At 46.9% G+C, this 26,980-nt stretch carries 20 protein-coding genes; 8 read left to right on the top strand and 12 right to left on the bottom strand.

The genetic code is table 11. From position 1 onward, the window contains the following. Window positions 1–236 precede the first annotated feature (236 nt). Window positions 237–881, bottom strand: a complete 645-nt coding sequence (gene tmk / locus JGK14_RS25520; protein ID WP_293182744.1) for a dTMP kinase — start codon at window positions 879–881, stop codon at window positions 237–239. Between the two features lie 104 nt (window positions 882–985). Between tmk and JGK14_RS25525 the strand changes: the two genes are divergently transcribed. After that, the gene (locus tag JGK14_RS25525; protein WP_293158409.1) at window positions 986–1,333 is read left to right on the top strand and encodes a hypothetical protein; all 348 of its coding nucleotides are present in this window, start codon (window positions 986–988) and stop codon (window positions 1,331–1,333) included. Between the two features lie 92 nt (window positions 1,334–1,425). On the opposite strand, the gene JGK14_RS25530 is transcribed toward JGK14_RS25525, so the two are convergent. Next, window positions 1,426–3,945, bottom strand: a complete 2,520-nt coding sequence (locus tag JGK14_RS25530; RefSeq protein WP_325315634.1) for a heavy metal translocating P-type ATPase — start codon at window positions 3,943–3,945, stop codon at window positions 1,426–1,428. A gap of 429 nt (window positions 3,946–4,374) precedes the next feature. Here JGK14_RS25530 and JGK14_RS25535 point away from each other — a divergent pair, with 429 nt between their 5' ends. Continuing rightward, window positions 4,375–4,557 (top strand): DDE transposase family protein, encoded by a 183-nt coding sequence (locus tag JGK14_RS25535; protein WP_293157588.1) that lies wholly within the window; start codon window positions 4,375–4,377, stop codon window positions 4,555–4,557. A 90-nt stretch (window positions 4,558–4,647) separates the two neighbouring features. Here JGK14_RS25535 and ctpC read toward each other — a convergent pair whose 3' ends face one another. The 7 genes from ctpC to JGK14_RS25570 form a co-directional block, all read right to left on the bottom strand. After that, on the bottom strand, window positions 4,648–6,003 hold the full coding sequence (gene ctpC / locus JGK14_RS25540; RefSeq protein ID WP_325315635.1) for a carboxyl-terminal processing protease CtpC: 1,356 nt from the start codon (window positions 6,001–6,003) through the stop codon (window positions 4,648–4,650). Window positions 6,004–6,089: 86 nt separating this feature from the next. Beyond that, entirely contained in the window at window positions 6,090–6,335 is a 246-nt protein-coding gene (locus JGK14_RS25545) for a hypothetical protein (RefSeq protein ID WP_293192015.1), read from the bottom strand. 2 nt (window positions 6,336–6,337) lie between these two features. Then, window positions 6,338–7,561: a (E)-4-hydroxy-3-methylbut-2-enyl-diphosphate synthase gene (gene ispG / locus JGK14_RS25550; RefSeq protein ID WP_293192017.1), complete on the bottom strand. Its 1,224-nt coding sequence runs from the start codon at window positions 7,559–7,561 to the stop codon at window positions 6,338–6,340. A gap of 308 nt (window positions 7,562–7,869) precedes the next feature. Continuing rightward, a complete protein-coding gene (locus JGK14_RS25555; protein ID WP_293192026.1) occupies window positions 7,870–8,085 on the bottom strand; it encodes a prevent-host-death protein in 216 nt (71 codons plus the stop codon). Between the two features lie 365 nt (window positions 8,086–8,450). Next, complete coding sequence (locus JGK14_RS25560) at window positions 8,451–9,461, bottom strand: Rpn family recombination-promoting nuclease/putative transposase (protein WP_293192028.1); 1,011 nt, start codon at window positions 9,459–9,461, stop codon at window positions 8,451–8,453. Window positions 9,462–9,578: 117 nt separating this feature from the next. Continuing rightward, window positions 9,579–10,142: a hypothetical protein gene (locus tag JGK14_RS25565; RefSeq protein WP_325315636.1), complete on the bottom strand. Its 564-nt coding sequence runs from the start codon at window positions 10,140–10,142 to the stop codon at window positions 9,579–9,581. Between the two features lie 162 nt (window positions 10,143–10,304). Beyond that, window positions 10,305–16,955, bottom strand: coding sequence for a translocation/assembly module TamB domain-containing protein (locus JGK14_RS25570; protein WP_325315637.1), 6,651 nt, complete (start codon window positions 16,953–16,955; stop codon window positions 10,305–10,307). Between the two features lie 490 nt (window positions 16,956–17,445). Between JGK14_RS25570 and JGK14_RS25575 the strand changes: the two genes are divergently transcribed. Continuing rightward, on the top strand, window positions 17,446–17,832 hold the full coding sequence (locus JGK14_RS25575; RefSeq protein ID WP_293182710.1) for a DUF3110 domain-containing protein: 387 nt from the start codon (window positions 17,446–17,448) through the stop codon (window positions 17,830–17,832). A gap of 210 nt (window positions 17,833–18,042) precedes the next feature. Then, window positions 18,043–18,957, top strand: a complete 915-nt coding sequence (gene murQ, locus JGK14_RS25580; protein ID WP_293182706.1) for an N-acetylmuramic acid 6-phosphate etherase — start codon at window positions 18,043–18,045, stop codon at window positions 18,955–18,957. Between the two features lie 394 nt (window positions 18,958–19,351). Here murQ and JGK14_RS25585 read toward each other — a convergent pair whose 3' ends face one another. Next, a complete protein-coding gene (locus tag JGK14_RS25585) occupies window positions 19,352–20,686 on the bottom strand; it encodes a CAP domain-containing protein (RefSeq protein WP_325315638.1) in 1,335 nt (444 codons plus the stop codon). Between the two features lie 156 nt (window positions 20,687–20,842). Between JGK14_RS25585 and JGK14_RS25590 the strand changes: the two genes are divergently transcribed. Continuing rightward, window positions 20,843–20,971 carry a hypothetical protein gene (locus JGK14_RS25590; RefSeq protein WP_293233675.1) on the top strand — a complete coding sequence of 43 codons (129 nt, stop codon included), beginning with the start codon at window positions 20,843–20,845 and terminating at the stop codon, window positions 20,969–20,971. Between the two features lie 827 nt (window positions 20,972–21,798). Here JGK14_RS25590 and nblB read toward each other — a convergent pair. Together nblB and JGK14_RS25600 are read right to left on the bottom strand one after the other, a co-directional pair. Beyond that, the gene (nblB, locus tag JGK14_RS25595; RefSeq protein WP_293182700.1) at window positions 21,799–22,473 is read right to left on the bottom strand and encodes a phycobilisome degradation protein NblB; all 675 of its coding nucleotides are present in this window, start codon (window positions 22,471–22,473) and stop codon (window positions 21,799–21,801) included. Between the two features lie 126 nt (window positions 22,474–22,599). Further along, entirely contained in the window at window positions 22,600–23,061 is a 462-nt protein-coding gene (locus JGK14_RS25600) for a CBS domain-containing protein (RefSeq protein ID WP_293192036.1), read from the bottom strand. A gap of 367 nt (window positions 23,062–23,428) precedes the next feature. Here JGK14_RS25600 and JGK14_RS25605 point away from each other — a divergent pair, with 367 nt between their 5' ends. From JGK14_RS25605 to JGK14_RS25615, 3 genes are all read left to right on the top strand, one after another. Beyond that, window positions 23,429–23,755, top strand: coding sequence for a (2Fe-2S) ferredoxin domain-containing protein (locus tag JGK14_RS25605; protein ID WP_293182696.1), 327 nt, complete (start codon window positions 23,429–23,431; stop codon window positions 23,753–23,755). Window positions 23,756–24,201: 446 nt separating this feature from the next. Next, on the top strand, window positions 24,202–25,680 hold the full coding sequence (gene dacB, locus JGK14_RS25610; RefSeq protein ID WP_325315639.1) for a D-alanyl-D-alanine carboxypeptidase/D-alanyl-D-alanine endopeptidase: 1,479 nt from the start codon (window positions 24,202–24,204) through the stop codon (window positions 25,678–25,680). 336 nt (window positions 25,681–26,016) lie between these two features. Continuing rightward, window positions 26,017–26,913 (top strand): alpha/beta fold hydrolase, encoded by an 897-nt coding sequence (locus JGK14_RS25615; RefSeq protein WP_293218102.1) that lies wholly within the window; start codon window positions 26,017–26,019, stop codon window positions 26,911–26,913. The last annotated feature ends 67 nt before the right edge of the window (window positions 26,914–26,980 follow it).

Here is a 26,980-nt window from a genome sequence, read left to right on the forward strand (position 1 = left end):
TTTGGAGATGTTCCAATTCCCAATCAAAATCCCAGAAATCATTTTCGGCTCCAATCTCGCATTTTTTCTCGTCTCATACCCTGATTCAGCAACGCCCGGTTAATTACAGTTAACGGCGCTGGGACAAAAGGAAGAAACCGGGTTTTTCATCGATATTGAGAATTTTTAGGAAATATTTCCTAAAAAACCCGGTTTCTGGCCGCCTATGTCATTCTAATTTTCCGAATTGGGATTATTTAGTATCCCCAAACTTCTAACTTGTGACTTACGATACCTTGAATTTGCTGGGCGATCGCATCTTCAGGGCGATCGGCATCGATCCGGAAAATTCGAGATTTATGTTCCTGTGCCAACTCCGTAAAACCTTGCTGTACGCGCTTGTGAAACTGCAAATCAGCTTGCTCGATCCGATCGCGCTCTCCTCTGGCCCTTACCCTTGTCAAACCCGCCTCCACATTAATATCCAGCCACAAAGTCAGATCGCTTTCCAAGCCGCCGGTGGCAATTGCATTCAACTGCTTAATTAAATTTAAATTAAGATTGCGGCCGTAGCCCTGATAAGCAATCGTGGAGTCTGTAAAGCGATCGCATAAAACAATCGTTCCTTTCGATAACTCGGGTTTAAGAAAAGTTTCGACGTGCTGAGCGCGATCGGCAGCGTACATGAGTAATTCTGCTACATCAGATACAGATTCACCCGGATCTTGTTTGAGTAACAAATGCCGCAGTCCTTTTCCCAACTCCGTACCCCCCGGTTCGCGAGTAGCCACCAACCGGACTTTCTGAAAATAACTTACTTGCAGCCAATGTATCAATCGCTGCATTTGTGTAGTTTTTCCAGCACCTTCTACCCCCTCAAATACGATAAGTTTGCCCTTCATTGCCTAACTTTGCACCTCAATAAAATAAATATGAATCCTCCCGTATATCTGTTCTAGGTTCGGTATGATAATAAAGTCTCAGTGCCTCATGGTTGGAGTTTTCTATGGCTCGCTATACTGGTTTTTTTATCGTTGCAGTTCCGATCGACCGTCTCCGTCAATCCCTGATTGAAATTTTAGAGTCATGCAATCTTGATATTATCTACAATACAGGAGATTCCCTGATGGCTCGCGAACTTCCGGGTCAAGTTTCGATTCCGAAACTGGTCACCGCCGAAGTCCTAATTGAGAAAAACACGGCTAGTGACTCAGAAGTTCGCATGAACTTCGTAATCAAAAACGAGGAATTGCCCCTGCAAACCAATAACCACTGCCGTCAAATGTTCGAGCTAGTCAGTCGTTCAGTTATGAAAAACAATAACTGGCGGCTTTTGGAGAGTATGGCACTGTAGCCATAAATCATTAGTCATCAGTCATCAGTCATCAGTCATTAGTTCCTGGCTAATGACTAATTACTGATGACTTTTATTTGGAAGGTCTAAATTTAACCTCGAAACTTCCGGCGCAGCAGCAAAGAATTGGTAACAACGCTAACAGAACTAAACGCCATAAATGCGCCTGCTGCCGCAGGACTGAGTAAAATTCCAGTTGCAGGCAGCAAGAGACCGGCCGCAATTGGAATTCCCAGAGTATTATAAGCAAAAGCCCAGAATAAATTTTGGCGAATCTTATTAAAAGTAGCGCGACCAAGGTCGATCGACTCAACAACATCAATCAAAGCATTTCGCATTAGCACAATTTGAGCAGTCTCAACCGCGACATCAGTCCCGCAGTGCAAACCGATACCGACATCAGCTTGAGCCAAAGCCGGGGCATCATTGATTCCATCTCCCACTACAGCCACTTTACAGCCTTGGGCTTGCAAACTGGCGATCGCCCGAGCCTTCCCCTCCGGTCGCACTTCGGCCAAAACATCAGCAGCCGCCAAACCTAGCTGCTGCGCCACCACCAACGCCGCCGACGCCGTATCGCCCGTCAGCATGATTACCCGCAATCCCATGCCCCGCAGGCGATCGACTGCCGCCTTAGCATCTGGCCTCAGAGTATCTTTTAGCCCGATTACCCCCAGCAAAACACCCCCAGAAGCCACGTAAACCGCCGTTTTGCCTTGGCAAGACTCCAAAAGTTCCGCAGCCACAGCGACGCCCTGCTGGTTCATCCACTCAGCATTCCCCGCGAACACCCGCTGGCCCTCCACTAAAGCAGAAACCCCGAAGCCCGGTTCCGTGTAGAAATCATCAGCAGGTAGCAGCGGCAAACCTTGCTGTTGAGATTCCCGCAAAATCGCCGCGGCGATGGGATGACAAGCGCCTCTTTCGACTGCTGCGGCAATTTGCAGCAGTTTTGAGTCAATTGTGGAAATTGTGGAAATTGTGGAACAGATATCTTGTTTGTTTCCCACATTAATATCCGAGTTCAAATCCAACTCTGAATTCTGGAAAATCGGCAAATAATCAGTGAGTGTGAGATTTCCAGTTGTCAGAGTCCCAGTTTTGTCAAAAACCACAGTATCTAATTGATGCACTCGTTCTAAAACATCGCCACCGCGAATTAAAAGTCCGCGCTCCGCCCCGATGCCAGAACCGACTAAAATTGCAGTTGGGGTAGCCAGTCCCAAAGCACAAGGACAAGCAATGACTAAAACTGCGATCGCCAATTTCAAACTTAACAGCAAAGGCGATTGGTAATCGGTAATTGATAATTGATTTCCCATGCCCAATGCCCCATGCCCCATGCCCGATGCCCCATGCCCCATATTGTGTCCTAAAAGCACAGAAGGCCAAATATGAGTTCCGGCGAAATACCAAAATAGGAAAGTTAAAGCCGATATCGCCATTACGCCATAGACAAAATATCCGGCGACAGTATCAGCTAAGTGTTGAATCGGCGCTTTGCGAGTTTGGGCGGCTTGTACCAAAGCCACCATTTGAGCTACAGTTGTTTCCTGACCGGTGCGAGTTGCCCGCATCACAACTGCCCCGGATTTATTGATAGTTCCCGCCGCGACTGTATCTCCTGGTTGCTTCAAAACTGGCATCGATTCGCCAGTCAGCATCGATTCATCTACGGTTGTTTTACCTTCGCAGACTTCGCCGTCTACCGGAAATTTTTCACCGGGTAAAACTTGCAGCCATTCTCCGACTCGGACGCGATCGGCTGGAATTTCAATGTATTGTGGATTGTAGACCGCAGATGTCGAGTTTGCAGGCAATTCTTGAGAGTCCAAATCTAAAATCGGCAGTTTAAAATCAACTAAGCGGGCTGTCGCTGGTTGTAGTGCGATTAAAGCTTGCAAAGCTGATGCAGCGCGCCGTCTGGCTTGCTGTTCGAGAGTTTTGCCCAACAAGATAAAGCCCAAAAGCATCACCGGTTCGTCAAAAAAGCACTCCCATCCCATGCGTGGAAACAGCAGCGCCGCATTGCTAGCCGTGTAAGCCGTGACTGCACCTAAAGCTACCAAAGTGTTCATGTTTGGTGCGTTTCGCCACAAACTGCGACAGCCGTCAACGATAATCGGGCGGCCAGGTAGCAGCAATGCGAGGGTGGCGAGTCCCCAGTGAAACCAAATGTTGCTGAGAATTGGGGCTTTGGTGCCGAGTATGTGTCCTAAACCGGATAGAATAATTAGAATAAGGGCGATCGACAATTGATTGATTTGCTGTCGAATTTCTTGCCGCCGCCGTTCAATTGCCGCCGCTTCTGCTTCCCGCTGATTTTCACCTAAGCGAGACTGAGAGGGAAATCCGTTATCAGTCAACTTTTTCGCTAAAGCATCTGCATCGACAGTCCCTGGTTGACACTCAACCGTTGCGACTTCTACGGCCAAGTTAACGCAAGCCGAAATTACGCCTGAATGCTGCATGAGTTGGCGTTCAACTGATGCAGCGCAACCCGCACATTTCATCCCACCGACATCGAAAGTAACAACTTCTGGCGGGGGAGATTCTTTAACTGGGATGATTTGTGATTGATTTTCGGGGACTGTTTTGGGAATAAATTGCATGGGTTTCTTCGGTATTGATTAGAATATTTTGGTGAGAACAGAAAGTGCATTATATCAATTCCGTCTAGCCGAGTAATTATTCATCTCTCTCTTCTCTCCCTCTGTGTCCTCTGCGTTCTCTGCGGTTAAATAATTCCGATACAACCAGAATTGATATAATGCACAGTTTAGACAAATGTCTATATTTTTATCATAGATAAAATTTCTGGCATCTTCCGAAAGTGTTAGTTTTTTTTAATTCTTATCTTAATTCTGAAGATTGGATGTACGGTTGAAACTGTATCTATACAGACACTCACGCACTCTAAGAGGGGGTTGAAGATTAGACGGTAATTGTCTTTAGTCCGATTGGCACGGACATCGTTTGTACAGACGCGGTTTCAACGGTACGATTAGTTAGTATTGAACTTTTAGGTGAGAAATTTAGCTATGACAGAATCAGATAAATTTTATATTGTCAAACGTCCTGCTGGTAATTGCGAGATTTTGCCGGCCCAAATCGCACAGCAAAGCCCCACTATTATAGAACAGTGGGGCCCTTACGATTCTGCTGAAGATGCGATCGCCCGACGCATCGGTTTAATTCGCGCTGGCAAATGTCAACCGAAATAAAAGAACTTGGAAGGACTAAAGTCCTCACTACGAACCTGGTTTGTAGTGAGGACTTTAGTCCTTCTTTACTGAAGTTTTTGTGACTAAAAACTACTTAGATTTAGCAGGTGCCGCACTGGGTTTAGCCTGTGCAGCAGCGGGCTTAGAAGGCGTCGCCTGCGGTTTCGACTCCGCCTTATCGTTCCCTGTTTTACCAGTAATTTTATTGGTCAAAATTTCCAAAGCTTTGGCGTACTGCGGATCGGCCGTCGTAGCAATTTTATCGCGATCGCGCCTCAAATCCTGTTTTTGAGCGTCGGTAAGTTCAACCAGAAAATCCGGTTTAATTCCCATGTGGTTGATATCAGTGCCGTTGGGAGTAAAATACTTGGCAATTGTCACCGCCAAACCGGCACCATTTCCCACGCCGCGTACCGACTGAACCAAACCCTTACCAAACGTCTTGGTTCCCACCAAAACTGCGCGCTTGTTGTCTTGCAAAGCGCCGGATAGAATCTCGCTAGCACTTGCTGAACCGCCGTCTACGAGGACAACTAAAGGTTTGTCGGTAATCTCTCCTTTGTTTGCGGTTTGTCGATCGGCTTCACCGACGCGATCGACCGTAGAGACGATCGTACCTTCTTTGAGCCACATCCGAGCAATTTCAATACTGCCGTAGAGCAACCCACCCGGATTGGAACGCAAGTCTAGAATATAACCCGTCACCTTTTTCTGTTCCAAATCCTTAATTGCCGATCGCATTTCCGATGCAGCGTTCGCGCTAAACTGATTTAAGCGAATATAGCCGATTTCGCCGATCGGGCTTTTCTGCACCGACTTCCGCACGGGATGAATTTCAATTTTAGCGCGTTTCAGCTTAAAATCTATTTCCTTTTTGTCCCGCAAAATAGTCAGAGTCACCTCAGTATTAGCCTGGCCGCGAATCAAACTTACCGCTTGATTCGTATCCATCCCTTCAGTAGTTTTGCCATCAATCTTAGTAATGATATCTTTTGCTAGAATACCAGCAGTAAAAGCAGGAGTATCCTCAATGGGAGAAATCACCACCAACTTCTTAGTTTTCTCATCTTGAGTCAACTGAATCCCAACTCCTGTGAGTTCACCAGAAGTTTCAACCTGCATATTTTTGAACTCTTCCGGGTTCATAAACCGCGTATAAGGATCGTCCAGCTTCTTCAGCATTTCTCGAATTGCTTTATAAGCTTCCTCATCGCTAGTATAAGTCCGGTTCAAATAATCATTCCGCACCGCTTTCCAGTCAACCTGGTTAAAAGTGCCATCAACATAACTTTTGTCAATAATCTGCCAAACTTCATCAACCAATTCTTTAGGACTTCCCCTAAAAGAAGCCAGGGATTTAGAACTGCAACCAGTGTTGGCAAGAGTTGCAGCAGTGAGTAACACCGCTGCTGCACTTAGAACAAGCCCTCGTTTTGTTATAACCATTTGTCTGACGCGCGGGAGGAAAAGAGTTCAGAATAATCACGCCCAATCTAACACAGGCAAGGCTTGGTCGGATTTTGGATACATATTTATTCAACTTTGCCGAGTTGTATTCCCAAAAGCCACAGGCAAGATGCCTGTGCCACCACAAGAGTTGTGGGGTGGGCATCTTGCCCGCCCCCAAAAGCCACAGGCAAGATGCCTGTGCCACCACAAGAGTTGTGGGGTGGGCATCTTGCCCGCCCCAAAAGCAACAGGCAAGATGCCTGTGCCACCACAAGAGTTGTGGGGTGGGCATCTTGCCCGCCCCAAACCTCAAAACTATATCCAGTCAAGCCTACTCTGGTTCAAACCAGCGATCGTCCGACTTAATCAAATTAATCAATTCTGCCACACCTTCAGACTCAGGAACCTTCTTAATTTCATCCCGGCCGCGGTACAGAGAAATATAACCCGGTTGCTTCCCCACATAGCCATAATCAGCATCAGCCATTTCGCCCGGCCCATTGACAATACAGCCCATCACTGCAATATCCAAACCCGTGAGATGCTTCGTCGCCTCTCTCACTTGATGTAACACTTCCTCCAAATTAAACAAAGTGCGGCCACAGGAAGGACAAGCCACATACTCAACCATAGTTTTCCGCAATCCCAAAGCTTGCAGAATGCTGTAGCAGACAGGAATCTCCTTTTCCGGCGCCTCAGTCAGCGAGACGCGGATAGTATCGCCGATACCGTCAGCCAACAGCGGTGCGATACCAGCCGTGGATTTGATGCGCCCGTATTCGCCATCGCCAGCTTCCGTAACGCCCAAATGCAGCGGGTAATCCATCCCCAATTCGTCCATCCGGTGCGCCATCAAGCGGTAAGCAGCCACCATCACCGGCGCGCGGGAGGCTTTCAGGGAAATCACGATGTTGCGGAAGTCCAGGGATTCGCAAATTCTAATAAATTCCAGGGCCGATTCCACCATACCTTCCGGGGTGTCGCCGTAGGTAAACAGCATCCGTTCCGCGAGGGAACCGTGATTGACGCCGATTCGCAAAGCTTTACCTTGATCTCGCAGGGAAATCACCAGAGGTTCCAGGGTTTCGCGGATTTTATCCCCAATTTCGGCGAATTCCGCCTCAGTGTATTCGCTTCTGTCGGCTTTCGGCTTCTCGAACACGTAAAGTCCGGGATTGATTCTCACTTTGTCTACGTGTTTGGCGACTTCCAGCGCAATTTTCATCCCGTTGTGGTGGACATCAGCAACCAGGGGCACGGCTTGGTAGGTTTCGTGCAATTTTTGCTTAATTTCGGCTAAAGCTTTGGCGTGGGCCATACTGGGCACCGTAACGCGGACGATTTCGCAGCCAATCTCGTGCAAGCGCCGAATTCCTGCGACCGATCCGTCGATGTCGAGGGTGTCTTCGTTAATCATCGATTGTACGACGACTGGGTTGCCTCCGCCGATCGTGATGCTGCCGACTTTGACGGGACGGGTTTTGCGGCGTTTGATGCTGGTGTCGAATACTGGTTGGCTAGATACGGTTTTAGTTGGATTGGGCAGAGTTTGCATAATTGATGGCTGGTGTTCTCTAATTAAAGTTTATAAAATTGTGTCTGCTGTTTTTTAGGTTGCCATAGAAATGACCTGTTTGGACAAACAGGTTTTGGGTTTTGGGATTTGGGATAAAAATGCTCGCGTACCTCTCACTCACATGATGTAGGTTGGCTGCGTCGTGTTACGCAGCCATCACCGGGAAGGCGAAGATAGGTTAATTCGGTACAATTCAATAAGGTTCAGTAGTCGTAGGGTGTGTCGCCTCGAAAAATATTCAACAAAAATCAACAATTTCATAGCGACGCACCTTACAAAATACTCGATCAAATAAATGTTGGCGTAGTTAAATCTTCAAAATATTTTACTTTCCCGCGCATATCCTTAAATAATTCTTCAGTTGAAAGAGACTTTTCATACTGAGAAATTCTCACAACTGGTTTATTCCCATCCATCACTAAAATCTCTTCGCCTTCAATCTCGACAAGTTGCAATAATTCGAGTAATTGAGCGGTTAATTGACTTTTGTCAACGGTTTTCATAGGACAATAATTTGTGTTCTGTTAAAACTCTATTATATCTCAATACGATTCATTTAGAATTAGAATGCGTCAGAATAATGAGATTTTCGCTACTTTCATCACAATCTCAAAAATGACGCACGCCCGGAATAAATGGTGCGTCAGAATGAGATTTTTAGTGATAATTGAGAACTACCAAACTCATCGAGAATTTCAAAGGTGCTACAAGCCCCCGGATTTATCCGTGGAATCAATCCCAAATCGAAAATCGAAAATCCTCTCTTCCCCCGAATTTATCCGTGGGATCGCCTCTAAAATCTAAAATCTAAAATCTAAAATCGATTGACGCACCCTACCGCTGAACTACGGTATCTACAAACTGCTATTCATCCAACCGCAGAATCTAACCACGCAATTAAATCCTCTTCACTTGTAAAATCCAACAAAGCCTCTCCCAAATCATCTAACTGTGCCGCAGATAACCCCTGGATGCGAGTTTGAATTTCCATTGTAACATCACCCACCCGCCGCACAATCTGACGCATAATTAATCCTATTTCCCCCTCAATTTTACCCCTTTCGATTCCCTGTTCAATCCCTTGTTCAATCCCTTGTTCAATCCCTTGTTCAATCCCTTGTTGAAGTCCTTGTTGTATTCCTTGTTGTATTCCCCTTTGAATACCAATCTCTATCCCTTTTGTCACAGAACCTAGTTGGTCTTGGATAAACATTTCTCGCTTGTCTACATCATTTAATTCGTCGAGGGTCAAATTTGCTCGGTTGGCAATTCCCATCGCGGCATTAATCTCTGCAACTGACCCCAATGTCTCTGGTACTACTTCCAATGAGGGTGCGTTTTTCATGAAGTAAATCCATTTTTCTGGCAGGGTTTCGAGTTCATTCAATTCTTTTTTGAATTTCGGTAACTCGACAAACACTAATTTGATTTCGCAGTTGGGATAGACGAATTTCTCTTCGGCTTCTGTGAATTCAAAGTGCGAAATTAGTTTTTCGGTGTTTTCAAATAAGATGAAGTCGGTGATGGTTAAGGCAATGACTGGTTTTAATCTTAAGTAACCGTCTCCAGCTTTGAGTTGAGTAGAATAGGTTTTGGCTGCGTTGTACACGACTCGTTTTTCAAAGGCGGCGACGTTGAGTACCTGCATTTCCACAATTACGGTTTTGTTTCCGGTAATCTTGGCTTTGACATCCAGGTAGGTGTCTTTTAATCCTGTGACGCTTCCGGCTGAATAAGGGTCAATTATTTCTATTTCTTCGATTGTGGATTCTCCGTTATACAGCATTGCATTTAGGAAGCTGATTAAAATTTCTGGATGTTCTGAAGATGCGAAGATTTTTTTGAATGCAAAGTCTGTTTTGGGGCTGATGAAACGCATATAGTTATAGTTTTTCGTGAACAGCAGATGACACTGAGGAAGATGTAGAGGTAAGAGAAAAATCTGGAGTTAGGGCGGGCATGGGCACCGCCCTTACAAATTATCTAAATTCAGCTATCAGCCTGTGGCTTGAGTAGTTGTTACAGGTGACATAACTAGCTTTCCAGTTATATCCATTGTTGCCAGTTTCAACACTTCATTAAAAGCTAAACCCCGAATTTTGAGTTCCCACCGAATGCCTTTTGCTTTCATCCGCTTGGCTTTCCGCATATCAACATCCGCAGCTTTTTGGTTCAGTAGCAAATGTTTCATTGCTGCTGTGGCTTCTACTTTTGTGGGATATGCAATGTAGGTGATGAATCCGCCGTCCCAGTGGTTGGCGTTGCGGATGCTGCTGATAGTCGCTACTCTCGGACTAAATCGGTTCCAGTATAAGTCGCTGTAGCCGATCGCCTGTGTTTTCACTTGGAGTTTGTTTGCCATTTGACTTAACTCCCATAACCTTGTGTGCGGGGTTTGCAGTACCGTTTTGGTTTTGCTATTTATATTATAGCAAATTAATGCGGAATTGGGAATTGGGAATTGGTAATTGGTAATTGGGAATTGGTAATTGGTAATTGGTAATTGGTAATTGGTAATTGGTAATTGGGTGTAAAACTTAAGACTAAGTGCAGTGGGCATCTACAAACTAATGACTGTTGACTAATGACTGTTGGAAAGCGAGCGGGGACAGCACTATGACTAATGACTGTTGGAAAGCGAGCGGGGACAGCACTATGACTAATGACTAATGACTGCTGACTAATGACTAATGACTGTTGACTGTTGACTAATGACTAATGACTAAAATCTCAATTCGTATTCGGCGGTGACGCGATTGTCTCCTTGGAAATTGGTTGAACCTCTGAGCAATATTTTGTCGTTTAAACGATACCGCACGTTAAATTCTGTTGGCTGATTTGCTGATAATACTCGAATGATTGATGCTGAAAGATTGCGCGTGATATCGGCCCCGACTTCTAAGCCTATACCGAGGGAACCTGCACCGGCTGCGGCCCCTGAACTGGAACTGGCTGTTTGTCCTTCGTTTCCTCTAATTCGTGTGGGAAATAACCTAAATTCGCTCAATCCGGTGGCGTTGGTAATTACGGATTGCAGGTTGTTTAATAATCCTGCACCGGCTAAATTGGCGATCGCCAGTGTACTGTCTCCCTGTCCTAATGTTTGCACGAAACTGCCGCCTAATAGCGCTACAATCTCTGTTTGCGATCGCCCTGGAGAACTCCTCAACTCGATATTTTCGGCCAACTGGGAGGCTTTACCCTTGACTAATGCTTGAATTCGGACACTCCGCACGCTGCCGAAACTTGTCGGTTCGTCGGCTATTTCAGACGCGACAGATGTTCCTGGAGTGCGAAACCGCGAGACTTCTTGTACCGATGTTGCTAATCTCACGTCCAATGTCGGATCGAGTCCTTGTGTTGGTACAAAGGTAGCTGTTTGTGGGTATCCTTTGTCAAGCTTAAACTGCGTGGTAAACAAATTCACCGCACCCGAAGTCAACCGAATCGTACCCGCAGGGCGAATATCGTCTAAAGTTCCATTCACCGTCAAAGCCCCTGTCGCCTGAAAATTCAATATCGGCGCACTCGTTACCCGCACTCCTCGGCCTAATTTCAGCGCCAAATCGTTTAATCCAACTTCAAAGGAAGGGGAAGATGTCGGCGAAGTCGGAGTCGCAGGAGAAGTAGAAACCTCAGTCGGAGTCGTAGGGGAAGATGTCGTAGGGGAAGGGGAATCGGAAGAAGCTAACTTAGTTCCGCCGCCGGCGCTGGGGAGAAATACTTCGCCGTCGTACAGTTCAATTTTACCGCTCAACTGCGGCCGCAAAGCTGTTCCCCTTGCTTGGACTTGACCGACTGCGCCGCCGCGGTACAATCCTCTGAGATTCAATCCCAATTTATCTAGATTGACAGCCAAAGGATTCGCTGCATCGACATCGCCCTCCGCAAAAGGCACAGACAATGGAATCACGCCCTGGGCTACAACTTCCCCTTTACTCAATTGTCCCCGAATTCGTTCTACTCGAATACGATCGCCCTCAAAGCGCACTGCCCCAGTTAGCCCTGTAATCGGTTCTGGGAAAGCCCGCGCCCGGACGGTTGCATTTTCAAAATTCGCAATTCCTTGCGCTACAGGCTGTTGCAGCGTCCCTCCAACGCGAATTTGCACCTGTCCCTTGCCATTGACCCAGGCAAGTTGGGGAGTTAAGACATTAATAATTGCTAATCCTTCATTCTGCAAATTCGCCCTGAAATCTATTTGATTGTTGTCGGGTTTTACCGCAGCAAAGGGTAACTCGAAAGGCAAACTTCCCTGTACTTCAATTGGTTCGGTTTGAGTTACCAAAGCGCTGCCCCCAAAATTCAGGCGGGCGTTGCTATAACTGAAACTGCTGTCGGCTTTTTTAATCGGTTCTCCGTTTAGCGTCCCGTCCAGCAAACTTAATTCGCCGGTGGCTTGCGGATTTTCTAAACTTCCAGCTAAGTTTGCCCGCAAATTTAAGTTTCCAGTAACGTCTACAAAGGGTAATTCGATTAGTTTTGCTAACTCTTCTACGGGTACATTTTCTACCCGCAACTGCCCGGATTGAGCTTTCTGTCCGAGTTGTCCCGAAAATCCGATCGCACTTTTGCCCGATCGAATTTCCAGCGGCAACACGGTTAAAATCCCGTCCTGAAAACTGCCCTCAATGCTGAACTGTTCGGCGACATATTTTCCCCACTGCCAATTATCGCCTTTGACGTTAAATTGAGCTTGCACGCCTGTTCGCAGAGAACCTGCCACTGCAATTTCGCCACCAAAAGTTCCCTGCAATTGAGATAAGGCAGGCAATTTTTCCGATGATTTCACAGCTTGCTGCTGCTGCAAGATTACTTCGATTTCTGCCAAGCGGCGCAACTGTTCGATTAACGGCGCTTCCGGTTCTCCGACTGCGACTGTTTTCACGTCACCGCTGTTACCGTAAACGGGAGGTTTCAAGCCTCTCGCGAAATCTCCTAAATTGAAATACCGCAAAGCTGCTAAAACTTGCTGCAAATTCCCCTGCTGGATGTTAACTTTCCCGGCAAATTCGGGGTTTGCGCCTGCTTTGACGTTACCGGAAATGGAGTATTGACCGGTACCTTGCCGGAAGATGCCGTTTGTGAGAGTGGCGCTGCCGTTAGCATAGCTGAATTCGGCTTGGAAACTGTCACCTTTAATGTAGCCGATCGCCGGTTGGGCGATCGCAATTTGTCCGTTGGCTTGCAAAGTCGCCGGATTTAGCGGCATCTTCCAACCGGGCACGTTGACTTGTCCCGAAACAGTACCGGTTATCGGCCCCAAACCTGCCTCTTCTCCCGGTGAGAGATTCAATGCAGCCAGCGGGAAATCGCTTAAATTAACTCGCAAAGTTTCGCCCTCAGCTTGGCCGCGGGCTACGGATTCCCCGCGTTTAACTAAGAATGATGTCGGCAGAAACGACTGATTTAAAGCGACTTCGATTTTGTCTTGGGGGCCAGCCAAACGCAAATCTACACTTTTATCGGAACTCGCCGTCACTTTTCCTGCCAGTACAGGATCGAAAGCGACTTGATTTACTGCTAAATTCCGCACTTCCACGTCGCCAACTAAACTCAGGGCGGCCAATGTTCCGGTGAGGCGCCCCGTGAAATCGACATTGCCGCGCACAGGCTGATTTTTCTCTGAAGACTTTTTGGCACCCATGGGTGTCAAAAATGCCAACTGTTCTGCTGGCAAGGCTTCCAGGTTAAAGTTGGAGAGTTTTACATCCAAATCTAGATTGGAAATTGACGGTAATCCTTTCCCAGCTAACTCAACGCCGACAAATCCGCTGGCTGTCAAACCGCGAGTTGCAGCTTTTTCTACTTCTATCCGTTTGCCATCCCAGTTAAATATTGCATCAAAAGGTTGTTTGAGAAAGGGCAATTCCGAGATGCGGAAACTGCCGCCGGCGCGAACATTTTGCGGGGAAGCAGCAGCAATCGGGCCGGATAAATCAACATTCCCGTTAAATAGTCCCCGCAGTAGGGGGAGATTTTGGGCTTGGGAGACTAAACCGCTGCCTTGCAAGCTTTGCCGCTGGGCTTCAAAGGCTTTCTGGAAGCGACTTAGGGCAATTTGGTCGCCTTCAATTGACGCGCGCCAATTCCCGGATTGTGCGCTACCTTTGGCGTTGACAACTCCGCCACCGTTGGCGAGTCGAATTTGTCCGTCGCCGTTGGCTGTGATGCCGTTGGCGGTTAAATTATCTGTATTTCCCACTATTCTGATTTTGCCATCGAGGGTTCCGGCAATTTCTCGCGGTAAATTGGTTGTCAGCAAACCTGTTTGTTTGAGGGTTTGTTCTAAATTGCTGACTGTAACTCCGTTGGTTGCTAGCGATGCTTCCAAGTTGCCGTTTTCCAATTTTGCCGTAGTATCGATCGCCCCGAGTCGATCGACCAAAATCCGTCCTTCTCCACTAGCACGAATTCCTTTAGCTGTCAAATTATCCAAACTGCCCGATGCTTGGTATTGGCCGTTAACTCTGCCGTCAAATCCTTTAGGCAAAGTCGCCGTCAGCGGAAACAGTTGGAGATTGCGGACTGTTTGTTCTAGGCGGCTGAGAATAACTCGATCGAGATCCGCAACAGCTTGCCATTGTCCAGCATCTAATTTTCCCTTAAAATCAACCGTACCGTCGGCAATATTTAATTTGCCACTGCTGTTAACAGAAACATCGGCGATGCTTGATTTGTCAAGACTTCCCGCCGCTTGAATTTGATTTGATATTTGGCCGTCAATCGATTTGAGATTTTGAATTTTGGATTTTAGATTGTTGATATTGGCGACTATTTGGGGATTGTCAGCCGTAAAAGCCAAGCCCACATCTAACAGTGGCAATCCTAAATTTACCAGGCTGCCGATCGAAGTGCGATCGGTTTCTGCGGTTCCTTGCCAATTTCCCGCCGCCAATTCTCCTTTAAAATTGACATTGCTACCGCCCAGATTTAGTTTGCCGCTACCGTTGACATTAATTGCGCTAGCCGTCAAATTTTCTAGACTTCCAGAAGCTGTAAATTGACTCGATAATTGGCCGTCGATCGATTTGAGATTTTGGATTTTAGACTTTAGATTGGCAGATTGCTGATTTTCGGGATTGAAGGCGGAAGCCACATCTAAAATCGGGAGTGTTAAATCTACCAGGCGGCTGATGGAAGTGCGATCGGTTTCTGCGGTTGCTTGCCAATTTCCGTCTGTCAATTCTCCTTTGAGATTGACACTGCTGTCGGCAATATTGAGTTTACCGTTGGTGCTAAGATTGATGCCGCTAGCGGTTAAATTGTCAACATTTCCCGCAGCTTGAAATTCTCCGGCTAGCTGTCCATCCAACGATTTTAGATTTTGGATTTTGGATTTTAGATTTTCGAGATTGGCAGAATTTGCGATCGCCAAAAATGGCAAGCCAATATCAAGTAAGGCATTGATGGCAACTTTTTCGGTTTTGCCAGAAGCTTGCCAGCGGCCTGATTCTAGTTTGGCATTAACATCAACAATACTATCAACAACATTCAGCGTTCCTTTGCCGCTAGCATAAATACCATTTAAACTCAAATCGTCCAGAGTTCCTGCAACTTCGGCGGTGCCGCTGAACAAACCTGCTAATTCTGGAGGTAAATTAAGTCGGGGAATCAGTGGCTGCAAACTTTTGACTGCCACGCGATCGCCCTTGATTATAGCTTCCCACTGACGGTCTTGGATCGCCGCATCCACATTCACCGTAGCATCGCCAATTTTGACAACGGTATTTTGCAAATCCGCCGTATTACCTCCGGCGCGAATTTCGCCGCTAGCCGGAAAAGTCCCTTGTGGTGCTTGCCATTTAGCTCTAGCTTGGATATTATTTAACGGCCCGAAAACTTGAGCTTTGGCGGACACACTGCCAATTTTAACAGCAGCGGGAATCGGGAGAGCGTAAATTTGGGCGATCGCATCTCCGGGCAGATTTTCCGCTTGCAAATCGAACACCAAACCCGATCGCGAATTCTCACTTCCCAACGTTATATCGACTTCACCTTTGCCACCAATTTTACCGCCCGCCGCCGGCACAACTAATATATCGCTCAATGTCAAAGCTAAAGAGGACAACGGCACAGTTGACGGTGGAGAATTCGGCGTTGGAGTTTGAGCTGTTCTCCCGCGTTCCAATTTAAAGTTAGTGCTAATATTGTTTAATTGCAGGCGATCGACTGTAGCGGGTTTTGTCGAGGCGATCGTACCTGAGAGCACTGGATTTGCAACGGTTCCAGTCAGCTTAGCATCCGCCTTCACTTCTCCGGCAACTGCGATCGGCAATACTACTTTCTGCCCTAACTCTGCCTCCACCGCACTAATAACACTTGCCACAGCTACCGGTTGCACGTTAGTTATCAGATTGAAACTCGCTTGTTCGGTATTTAAATTAGTTCCAGTAGCAACTGTTCCGGCGATTTGAACCGGAATTAGACCGTAATTACCTGTGAGACTATCGACAATTAAATTGGTTCCCTGAAACCGCAATTGACCGCTACCATTTTGGATAATCTGTTTCAGCGGTTTGATACTTGCTTGCACTCCGGCAAAACTTGCTGTTCCAGTAATTCCAGATAATTTATTGTCTCGCACTTGCACGGTTAAATTGCTATTTGCCAGACCTTTTTGTAGAGAAATTCCGGAAATTTTAAGCAAGCGAGCGATGTCGGACAAAGGTAAGTTTTGCGATTGCAGTAGCACGTTAGTTTGAGCCGCAGGCAACAGAGAGTCTGCTTTGACTGCAAAATTGTCATTATTGGTAAACTGACCGTTAAGTTCGTAGAGAACGCGCTGATTTTGCTCGCGAAATAAAGCGCTGCCATTTTTTAGACTTACAGAAATCGGCGCCGAAGTTTTCTGTCCGACTTCGGGACTAGGCACTAAAACTGCACCGGCATTTTCAACTCGAATTGCTTCAATTTCCGTTTTAAATAAACCCGCAGGTTTTTTGTCTTGGGTGGGAATATTAACCCAGCGGCCTTCAGCATCTTGTTCGATATAAGCGCTAGGTTTAACTAAGGTAATATCTAATTTGAGAGTGCGGTTGAACAGCAGCGGCCAAATTGAAAATTTCACTTCCACTGCTTCTGTGGAAGCGTAATCTGGATCGATCGCAGTTGCGGGTACAGTCGATCGACCAAACCGCAAGCCGATCGGAGAAAATCGCTCCAAACGTCCGATTTGCACTGGCCGCTTCAATGTCTGACTGACCTCAGAGGCCACCAAAGGAGCTAACTTTTTCTGCACCCACTCCCGTGCGGCTACCGCCCCAACCAGGCCGAGAATGCCCACTCCCGTACCGCTAAGCAGCAAGATACGCCACCAGTGGCGCCCAGAACGGGGTGCGAGTTGTTTTTTGTCATCGTCCGAGTTAGTCATGCTTATTTCTCAAGGTTGTGAGAATTCAGGAATTGAGGAAATCAGCCGGTTTGAGAGAGGAAGAGGAAAGAGGGGGAGAAAGGGAGAGGGGGAGGGGGGGAGGGGGAGAGGGGGAGGGGGAGAGGGGGGATTTGACGAGTTTTGGTCGAGAATTGAAATATACAATTTAGTAGTAGAGCGGAAAAATTCTGGGATTCTGACGAAGGCTTTCTGTCTTTGCTAGACTCATAACTGAGCTTGGAAGTGCCGATCGCACAATGAAACTTCAATATTCACCCCCTCCTATGTCGCACAGACTCCAGAAATCTTTACCAAACTTAATCTAAAATCGTCACACCTCGTACAACCGACAGTCAATCTAAAATCTAAAATCTACAATCGCCACACCTCGTACAACAGACAGTCAATCTAAAATCTAAAATCTAAAATCTAAAATTGCCCGATCGCTTCTAAGATAAAAAAACGGTGGTTAAGAAGGTCTTTAAAACTTATGCGAGTGTTCGTCTTACTCTTCAATGCCCGCACCGAGAATGAGGGAATTCACACCATTCAACTCGGCGATCGCAACAAAGTTCTGATGTTTGAGTCAGAAGACGACGCCACACGCTTTGGCGTGATGTTGGAAGCTCAGGATTTTCCCGAACCCGCTGTCGAGGCGATCGACGATGAGGAAATTAAGGAGTTCTGCGACAGTGTTGATTATGATTGGGAACTTGTGCCGGCGGGCGCACTAGCGATTCCGCCAGAAGACAATGTAACACAGACTCAGTGGCAGGCAGAGGGGCAGTCGGAACCGGAGTCACAGCCGGAGTCGGATTCTGAGGTTTCTCAAGACGAACTGGATTCTATGCGCCGCCGACTCGAAGGACTTTTGTAATCACGAAGGAAGAAGGAAGAAGGAAGAGGGAAGAAGGAAGAAGGAAGAGGGAAGAAGGAAGAAGGATAAATTTGATATCTTCCAGCATTCTCAATCCTAGACTCGATTTCTAGATACAGGCTTCTAGGCTGAAGCTGGGACTCTGTATGTCTCCTGACTCTGCCCACCAGAAGCAAAAATTGCCAACGGATCGTTAATAACTGACAAAAAATGAAGAATTTGGAAGAACGGGGGCATCTGCTGACGGAACAGGTGAATGCCAACAGCGCGAATTTAGACCAACTTAGCTCGATCGAATTGGTGGACTTGTTCAACGCAGAAGACGCCCAAACCTTAAATGCGATCGCCCGTGCCCGCGAACAGTTAGCCCGGGCGATCGACATTGCTGCCGAATCTCTACGTCAAGGAGGCCGCCTATTTTACGTCGGTGCGGGCACTTCCGGGCGTTTGGGGGTACTCGATGCCGCCGAGTGTCCCCCCACCTTCTGCACGCCGCCAGAACTCGTACAGGGCATAATTGCCGGGGGTGCGGGGGCTTTGGTGCGGAGTTCGGAGGATTTGGAGGATCGGGCTGAAGATGGCGCTGAGTCGATCGCCCACCGTCACATTAACAATCTCGATGTGGTTGTCGGGATTACGGCTGGGGGTACAACGCCCTTTGTAGCGGGTGCTTTACACGCGGCGCGCCAGCGGGGGGCGAAAACAGTGTTTATCGCCTGCGTACCCGTCGAACAGGTGAATTTTGAGGCTGATGTGGATATTCGGTTGTTGGTTGGCCCGGAGATAGTCGCGGGTTCGACGCGCTTGAAAGCTGGTACTGTGACAAAAATGGCTTTGAATATTCTTTCGACTGGCGTAATGGTCAAGCTGGGGAAGGTTTACGGCAATCGGATGGTTGATGTGGCGGTGACTAATAAGAAATTGCGCGATCGGGCGGTACGGATGTTACAAGATTTAACTGATTTGGGCCGGGATGAAGCGGGTTTTTTGTTGGAAAAAAGCGGCAAGTCTGTAAAATTAGCTTTGATGATGCACTGGACTGGTTTGGAGAAGCAAGAGTGCGATCGAATTTTGGGCGAGTTTCAAGGGAATTTGCGATCGGCAGTAGCATCAATACAATTGTAGATTTTTGCGATCGTAGGGTGCGTCGCCACAGAAAATCCCTCGCCTTGCATACCGACAATCTCAAAGCGACGCACCTGTTGTTAGGCGAATTTCAAGGCAATTTGCGATCGGCTGTAGCATCAATACAATTGTAGATTTTACGTGAATACGAGAAGAATACTCGGCGGTTGAAACCGCGTCTACAGACACGAAGTCCGCCTCCGCGGACTGAAGAAAGAAGAATACGAGAAGACTCGGCGGTTGAAACCGCGTCTACACACACGAAGTCCGCCTCCGCGGACTGAAGAAAGAAGATTAACTCGTTCTTGTCGCTGTACCTGGTAACGAGTAATCTTCAACCCGCGAAGGCGGGTTTAGTTTGTATAGACGCGGTTTCAACTGCCCGATCTACTTCCTAAATTGCACTCACAAAAACAGAAGATGTAAGCTGACTTTGACTTACACCCTGCACGATACCCAAATAATTAGCCCCCGACTTAATCGCCGTAGAAGCGCTGATTGCACCTCCATCCAACTTCAAACTCACAGCTTCAAAAGTCAAGTTGGCAAATCCGATCCCGTCGGTTAAACCAATCTTATCCCCGGCGACAAAATCGGTAATCACATCGGCACCAACTAAGGTAGCCGAAACAGACAAACCACCCGCCAGAATAAACGTATCATTACCAGCACCGCCGGTCAGAATGTCTTGCCCGCGATCGCCCCCCAGCAAATCATCGCCGTTACCACCAATCAAGATATCGTTTTCCTTGCCGCCCCGGAGAGTATCGTTACCATCTCCTCCGATCAGTCGATCGTTATCATTGTTGCCGCTGATAAAATCATTACCAACACCGCCATCAATTAAATCCGAATCTTTACCGCCGGATAAGATGTCATTACCACCTGCGCCGTTAATTGTATCCGCGCCTTGCATTCCATTAATCGTATCAGCGCCTGCTCCTCCAGTGAGATTGTCTTTCCCGGAAAGGGCAAAAATTTGCAATCCCACAGCGCTGGCAGGTATTTGAGTATCAGCAGCATCTGATAGGAAATAATTGCCACCGCTGGCTATATTCTTGGGTGCTGTCGTCGGGGTGCCGTCCCCTGTAGCATTGGGTATTGGGGAAGTAATGGAGACTAATGTGCTGGGTGTAGGAGTTGGAGTTGGAGTTGGTACGGGAGTTGGTGTGGGAGTTGGAGTTGGAGTTGGTGTGGGAGGTGGTGCGGGATTGACACTACCATCAAGGGAAGTAGCAAAAACTTGCGTCCAATAGTGATTGTAATTGACGCTGCCAGTATCGTTGGCTAGGAAATAGTAACCAATGCCAATCTCTTTCAGATTCGGATTAAGAATGTTAGCCCGGTGGCCACTGCTGTTCATCCATGATGATACAACTTGGTCGGGTGTAGACGATCCCGCAGCGATATTTTCTGCTGCCGAGCTGAATTTATAGCCCGTTGCAGTAATCCGATTTCCCATTGACGAACCATCTTTTCCGGTGTGATCGAAAAAGTCTTGCACTGCCATGTTTTGGGTGTGATTTTGCGCCGCATTCAACAACTGAGTATTTAAGGTTAGGGGGGACAAACTCAATTTGCTGCGCTCTATGTTCGTAAGTTCTAAAACTTTATAAATAAAGTTTAGATTGGTTGTGGCTGGTGCGGGTTGTGACAGTTGAGAAGCCGATCGCTCTCCTGTTAAAATGTCCGCAGACTGAGAATCGGAATTTTGTAGTTGTTCAAGCATGGGGATGATAAAAATGTTTAAGACTGGGCTGAGCTGGTAGATGGCTTACCGTCTTAACGATAATTTCCCCGATCGCAGGCTGGGCAGGCTTCAACAATTGTCTTAATCCCTGCCACTGTTGTATCTATTGTTATTATACCTATTCTTCAACTGCGGATGTCAATATCCGGACTCTGGTTGAAAAAAGCCAAGAGTGCGATCGCCCGTGGCATCAATACAACCGAGATTCCGCAGCCACGAGCGCGTCACGCAGAACAATTACCCACAACATTATTTTTAAGGTAATTTATTATACTTGCTTTTTAAGGTTTAACCGTTAATATACGTACAACAATACAGTTTATAGCGGTTCTCAAAAAAAGTGAGGTATGCCCCATGCCCTAAGTATCGCTCAAAGATCGGCTCGCATCTGGAGCGAGGTACGTAGTTGCGCTTAAGCGCTCTTTATAATATTAGGAAAGAGCGCTTAAGCGCAACTACGTACCTAACTTGTCTGACGACAATAAAACCGCCCTGTGCGGAATCTGAGATAGAGCTTGAGATTTGAGATTTTCCCGATTAGCTTAACAGACGGGAATCCCCACACTATACCGATCGAAGGTTAGTGTGGGATGAGAGGCGTGTGAGACTCCGATTCCACTTGTCCATAATCTCAAAGCGCAGCTTTGAGCAGTGGGCGGGTGGATGACGAGATGAACAAAAGTTCAATAGTCGTGGTAAAATACTTAGATCTTGGATCAAAGAATAACAATCTGGGTCTAAGTCCAAAAAATTCAGGTGACAAGTGGGGCGGGACGTGTTCCTCACTATAAAACGCCGTAAAGGGAAACCATTGGAGTCCGCGGGAAGGAAGATCTCGATATCCTTAACAGGACTCAGATGCCTACAATATACCGCTTGCGGTTGATGTAGGAGCGTCACTAAGGTTCATATTGCGCGTCCAGTTCGCGGGCTGGGGGCTAGAAACCCGGTTTCTTCGAGTTTTGCGTTTAGTTACGAAAAATCTACGAAGAAACCGGGTTTCACTCTTGTTAGCGATCGCGCGCCAACTAATTTTTTAGTAGAATCCTCACAAAAAATTCTCAATTAATTCAAAATTCACCGCTCAAAACTCACAATTTCAAAATATTATCTTGTCCGACTTTAGCCTCCTGAGACACTTGCTCAACCTCATCTTTGGCAAGAATTTCCAAAGCTGCATCTGCTTCGACACCGCCCAACCGCCCCAAAGCTTGGGCGACTCTATAACGAATCTGCCAATCTGCATTGGAAGCGTAGGGAAGCAGCAGCGGCAGGGCCCGTTTATCCCCTAATTCTCCTAATGCACTGATGGCAATAGTTTGGATCAATTCGTTTTCAGAACCCAGGGCATTTTCTAACATCGGAAATGCTTTTGGATCGCCCATTTCTCCCAAAGCTGCGACGATGCTGAGTTGCACCAACCATTCAGATGTACTGCTGTAAACTTGCTGCAAATCTTCTAAAGCAGCGGTTAATTTCAATGCGCCCAAAGCATCGGCTGCTGCTGCTTGCACGTCGGGTTCGGGATCGTTTCGCAAGCTGTGAAGCAGTACCTCTAAAGCGTTCGGCAGATTTTGCTCGCCGAGGGTTGACATTTGGCTGACGGCTGCGTATCTAACGCGGACGTTTTTGTCGCCGATCGCAATTTGAATCAAATTATAGGCGATCGCTGGTTCTAGCTGCCGCAGTTGGTTGACAGCCCGCAACCTTTCGCCAAAATCCTCGGAATTTAGCAATTGTTCGACAGATTCAGGGGTAATACTCATGCGATTTTAAAATTGGTAATTGGTAATTGGTAATTGGTAATTGGTAATTGGTGATTGCCAAAAGCTTAGAGATTGAAGGAGCGATCGGCTCATTGTCTGATACAATCCTTCAACTGAAACAGTTAATTAAGACTGGGCCGCCATCCATCGGATAATATCTCCCCTAGTGAGGATGCCGATTACTTTGCCAGCACTATCGACTACCGGCAATCGGTGGATGCTGCGATCGTGCATTAGTTTGGCTGCTGCTTGGACAGATTTGTCTGGTTCGATGGTAACGGGTTCTTGACTCATCGCTTCTCCTACTGTTTGCCCTAAAGCCTTGTGGAGTTCTCGCTCGTAACGCGAGGGATTTTCTAGATAAATCACGCTGTCGAGTACCATGATGTAAGCGGGCGGAGTAACGCCGGTTTCCCGCCACATCAAGTCGGTTTCGGAGATGACTCCTACCAATAAACCATTCTCATCTACAACGGGAAGGCCGCTAATACGGCGATCGGCTAAAATTTTAATCGCTTCGTTTAAGGGCGTTTCGGGGCGCGCCAAAATCGGATCGCGACTCATCACATCGGCTACTGTTTTGGGCATGATTGGCGGTTGATTTAGTTGTTGCTCTACATCCGATCATATAGGGAAAGCGTGACACAGACTGAAGAAAAGCAGCCGGGGAGAAGGGATTCGTGACAAGCTAGAAGGACTCAAATAGTTTGAATGCCAGAATTTATCAAGGTTTTTGCGATCGCACTCACGAATTCTGCCGTTTGTCAGTCAAGCGCGCGGGCGATCGACCTGACAACATTGTTAAAATATGTTAAACAGCAGATATCCCAACCGTGCCCGACGATGAGGAAGTTCTTAATTTCCAAAATCCCTACCGAAGATTCCCTCTTCCTTCTTCCCCCTTCCTTCTTCCCTCTTCCTTCTTCCCTCTTCCTTCTTCTATAAATTCTTAGCGATGCCAGAATCTACCGCCGCAGAAGCAGATACCCAACCAGAAACGCGCTGTGTATTAGTTTGCCAGTATCAATCTTGCCTGAGACATGGTTCAGCAGCAGTGCTAGCTGCCTTTGAAGCCCAACCAGTCGCAGGAGTAAAAGTTGAAGCTTCTAGCTGTCAGGGACAGTGCAACACGGGCCCGACTGTGCGAGTCACCCCAGACCAAATTTGGTATTGTCGAGTTAAACCGAGTGATGTAGAGTCGATCGTGGAACAGCACCTCAAAGGCGGAAAACCTGTAGAGGCGCTGTTCAATCCGAGAATTCATATGCGTTATTATTATTAGTCTTGACTCGGTGATTTTTATAAGATATGTTTGCATCTAATTTGGACTTTTCTCTTAAGTCTTTGATTGGTGGTTAACCGCAGATTTAAAGCAGATAAGCGCAGATGAACGCAGATATTTTTCGGGTGCATCTCAATGCAAGCGAATATATCCGTAGGGGCGAAGCATGACCGCAGTCAATATGAGATGATAACTAATAACTTATATGCGGTCATGCTTCGCCTTCGCCCTCTTCCCAAGTGAGATGTACCCTATTTTTTAGAGAGAAATACGATTTTGATAAAAAGTATTTTGAATGGCGATCGCACCTCTTGCAAAAATACCTGGAACGGGCAAGATGCCCGTTCCACAAGAAAAGATTTTTTTGGTGGGACGGGCTTCTTGCCCGTCCGAAAATTTGATTTAAAGGACTTTTCTAAGAAGTCTATTGTGATGGAAGTGATGCTTTGAGAATTAAAGGAATTGCGGTTAGTTTGTTAGTCCTAATTTTGGGGCGCACGTCGGCGGTAGTCGCTCAAACGTCTGCGGTGGCTGGGGATATTTGTCCTGGGGAATTGGGGGCGAAGGTAGATGCGATCGCCAATCGTGCTGAATTTAGCCGATCGCGCTGGGGCATTTTGATTCAACCGCTATCATCTGCGGCGACTCTCTACAGCCGTGACGCCACCAAATATTTTATTCCAGCATCCAATGTCAAGCTGCTAACCACAGCGGCTGCTTTGCAGAAACTCGGTGCCGATTTTCGGATTAAGACATCGGTTTACAGCGGCGCAAATGGGAGTTTGTATGTTGCCGGTAGGGGCGATCCGAGCCTTGCAGAGGCTCAGTTGAAGGACTTGGCACAGCAGTTGAAACGTCGTGGAGTCGATCGCATAAATGAGTTGATTGGCGATGACAGCTATTTTCAAGGCAGTGCAGTCAATCCGAATTGGGAATGGGAAGACGCCCAAGCTGGCTATGGCGCGCCGGTTAACAGTTTAATTTACAATCAAAATGCGATCGAGCTTGTTTTGTCCCCACAGGCGATCGGGCAACCTCTGAAAGTCACTTTTGCCGAACCAAAGTTAGCCAATCAGTGGCAAATTCTGAACAATTCAGTCACAGTCTCTCAAAACGAATCGGAGTTTATTGAAGTTGGCAGGGAGTTCGATCGGCCTGTCATTCGAGTTGGCGGGCAGTTGAAAGTTGGTGCGGAATCTGAATCAGCTTATGTCGCAGTTGTCAATCCCGCTAATAATTTTTTACAGCATTTTCAGCAAGTTTTAGTGGCTGAGGGAATCCCTGTCAAACAAGCTTTGGTTGCCCCTGTTCCTCGCAATTTTAATCAGGAATTAGCGTTTGTTGAATCGCCACCGCTGGCGGAATTGGTGAAAGAAACTAATCGGGAAAGCAACAATCTTTATGCAGAAGTTTTATTGAGATTGTTGGGGAAAATTACAGGCTCCCTGCCTGTTTCACAAACAGTCATAGGCAAGATGCCTGTGCCACAAGAGGATACAGGTGAAATTGGTTTGAAGGAGTTAAAAATAGCTTTAACTCAATTAGGTGTAAATCCAAACAGCTACATATTAGCCGACGGTTCCGGACTTTCCCGCCACAATTTAATTAGTCCAGAAGCCTTGGTGCAAACTTTGAGATTGATGGCGAATTCACCTACTGGATCTATCTACCGCGCATCACTGCCCGTGGCTGGCGATAGCGGCACTTTGAAAAATCGCATAAATACTACATCAAACCGCGTAATTTTGCAAGCAAAAACTGGAACTTTGAGCGGAGTTTCGGCGCTGTCGGGATATATCGAAGTTCCCAATTACGAGCCGCTGGTGTTTAGTATTATCATCAATCAATCCGATCTGTCTGCTTCAAAAATGCGATCGGCAACGGACGAAATTGTGCTATTATTAAACCGCCTCCGCCGCTGTTAAAACCACAGATTTAAGGTGAGAAAGTTTATCTAAGTAGTTACACCTAAAAAACAAGACGTTAAACAGTTGACAGTTGACAGTTGACAGTTGAGTGCGAAGTGATAAGAACATAGATTTAAACTCCGTTCTTATCACAATCTGCCGACCTGAGTAAGGGCTTCAAACCCTTGCTATTCGGCGAAAAACTCTACAAGTTTTAAGTTTAATGAGATTGCAGCGGCGGGGATCGAAAAGCAGCTAGAATAAAAACAGAAGAATTAAAACCATTGGGCTGTTTGAACCTGCTATCAGTCGGCGAGTTCTGTACAGCCCGAAAATAAGTCTAACTTTCCAACTATGAAGTCTTTAGATTCCGAACAGCAACACATCTTTGTCGAAACCAACAACATCCGCTTGCACTGCGTTTCCCAAGGAGAAGGCGAGCTCGTGATCCTCCTGCACGGGTTTCCTGAGTTTTGGTACTCTTGGCGCCATCAAATTCCTGCCTTAGCGCGTCATTTCAAGGTTGTGGTGCCGGATTTGCGGGGCTACAACGATTCGGACAAGCCGGAAAGCGGTTATGATTTGGATACGCTGAGTGCTGATATTCGCGGTTTGATCGATCGGCTGGGCTATACAAAAGCGCACATTGTCGGTCACGATTGCGGTGGTGCGATCGCGTGGCATTTAGCTCAACAATTCCCCGAAAAACTCAACCGCTTGGCAATTTTAAACGCTCCGCACCCGCAGCGATTCGTGCAGGAAATGGCAAGCAATTTAGACCAACTCCGCCGCAGTTGGCATATTTTGGCATTTCAAGTTCCCGGCATTCCTGAATGGTTGATCCGGCAAAATTTGAAAGATTTTGTGCAAAATATCTTGCAAGGACAAGCTGTTCGCAAAGGAGCTTTTAGCGCTGAGGAAACTAAGATTTATCAAACCGCTTTAGAAAAGCCAGGAGTGTTAGCGGCGGCGATGAATTATTACCAGCAGATGTTTCACCCGCAGCGTCTTTGGCATTGGGGGCAGAAGTTAGATCCTGTGACAGTGCCTACTTTGGTGCTTTGGGGAGAAGAAGATGCGTTTTTGAGCCACACACTTGTAGAAGGTTTGGATCGGTTAATTAGCGCTCCGTTTAAGTTAAAATTAATCCCTAATTGTGGTCACTGGATTCAGCAGGAAGCGCCGCAAACGGTGAATCGAGAATTGCTGAATTTTTTGAGAAATTCTTCTCGTTCTTTGGCTTTGGCATAAAAGGTTTTAAATATTGCAAATAAAAACCCGGTTTCACACGGAAACTGGGTTTTTATTTTTCTCCGAG

It is taken from the genome of Microcoleus sp. PH2017_28_MFU_U_A (assembly GCF_020738035.1).
Classification (GTDB): Bacteria; Cyanobacteriota; Cyanobacteriia; order Cyanobacteriales; family Microcoleaceae; genus Microcoleus.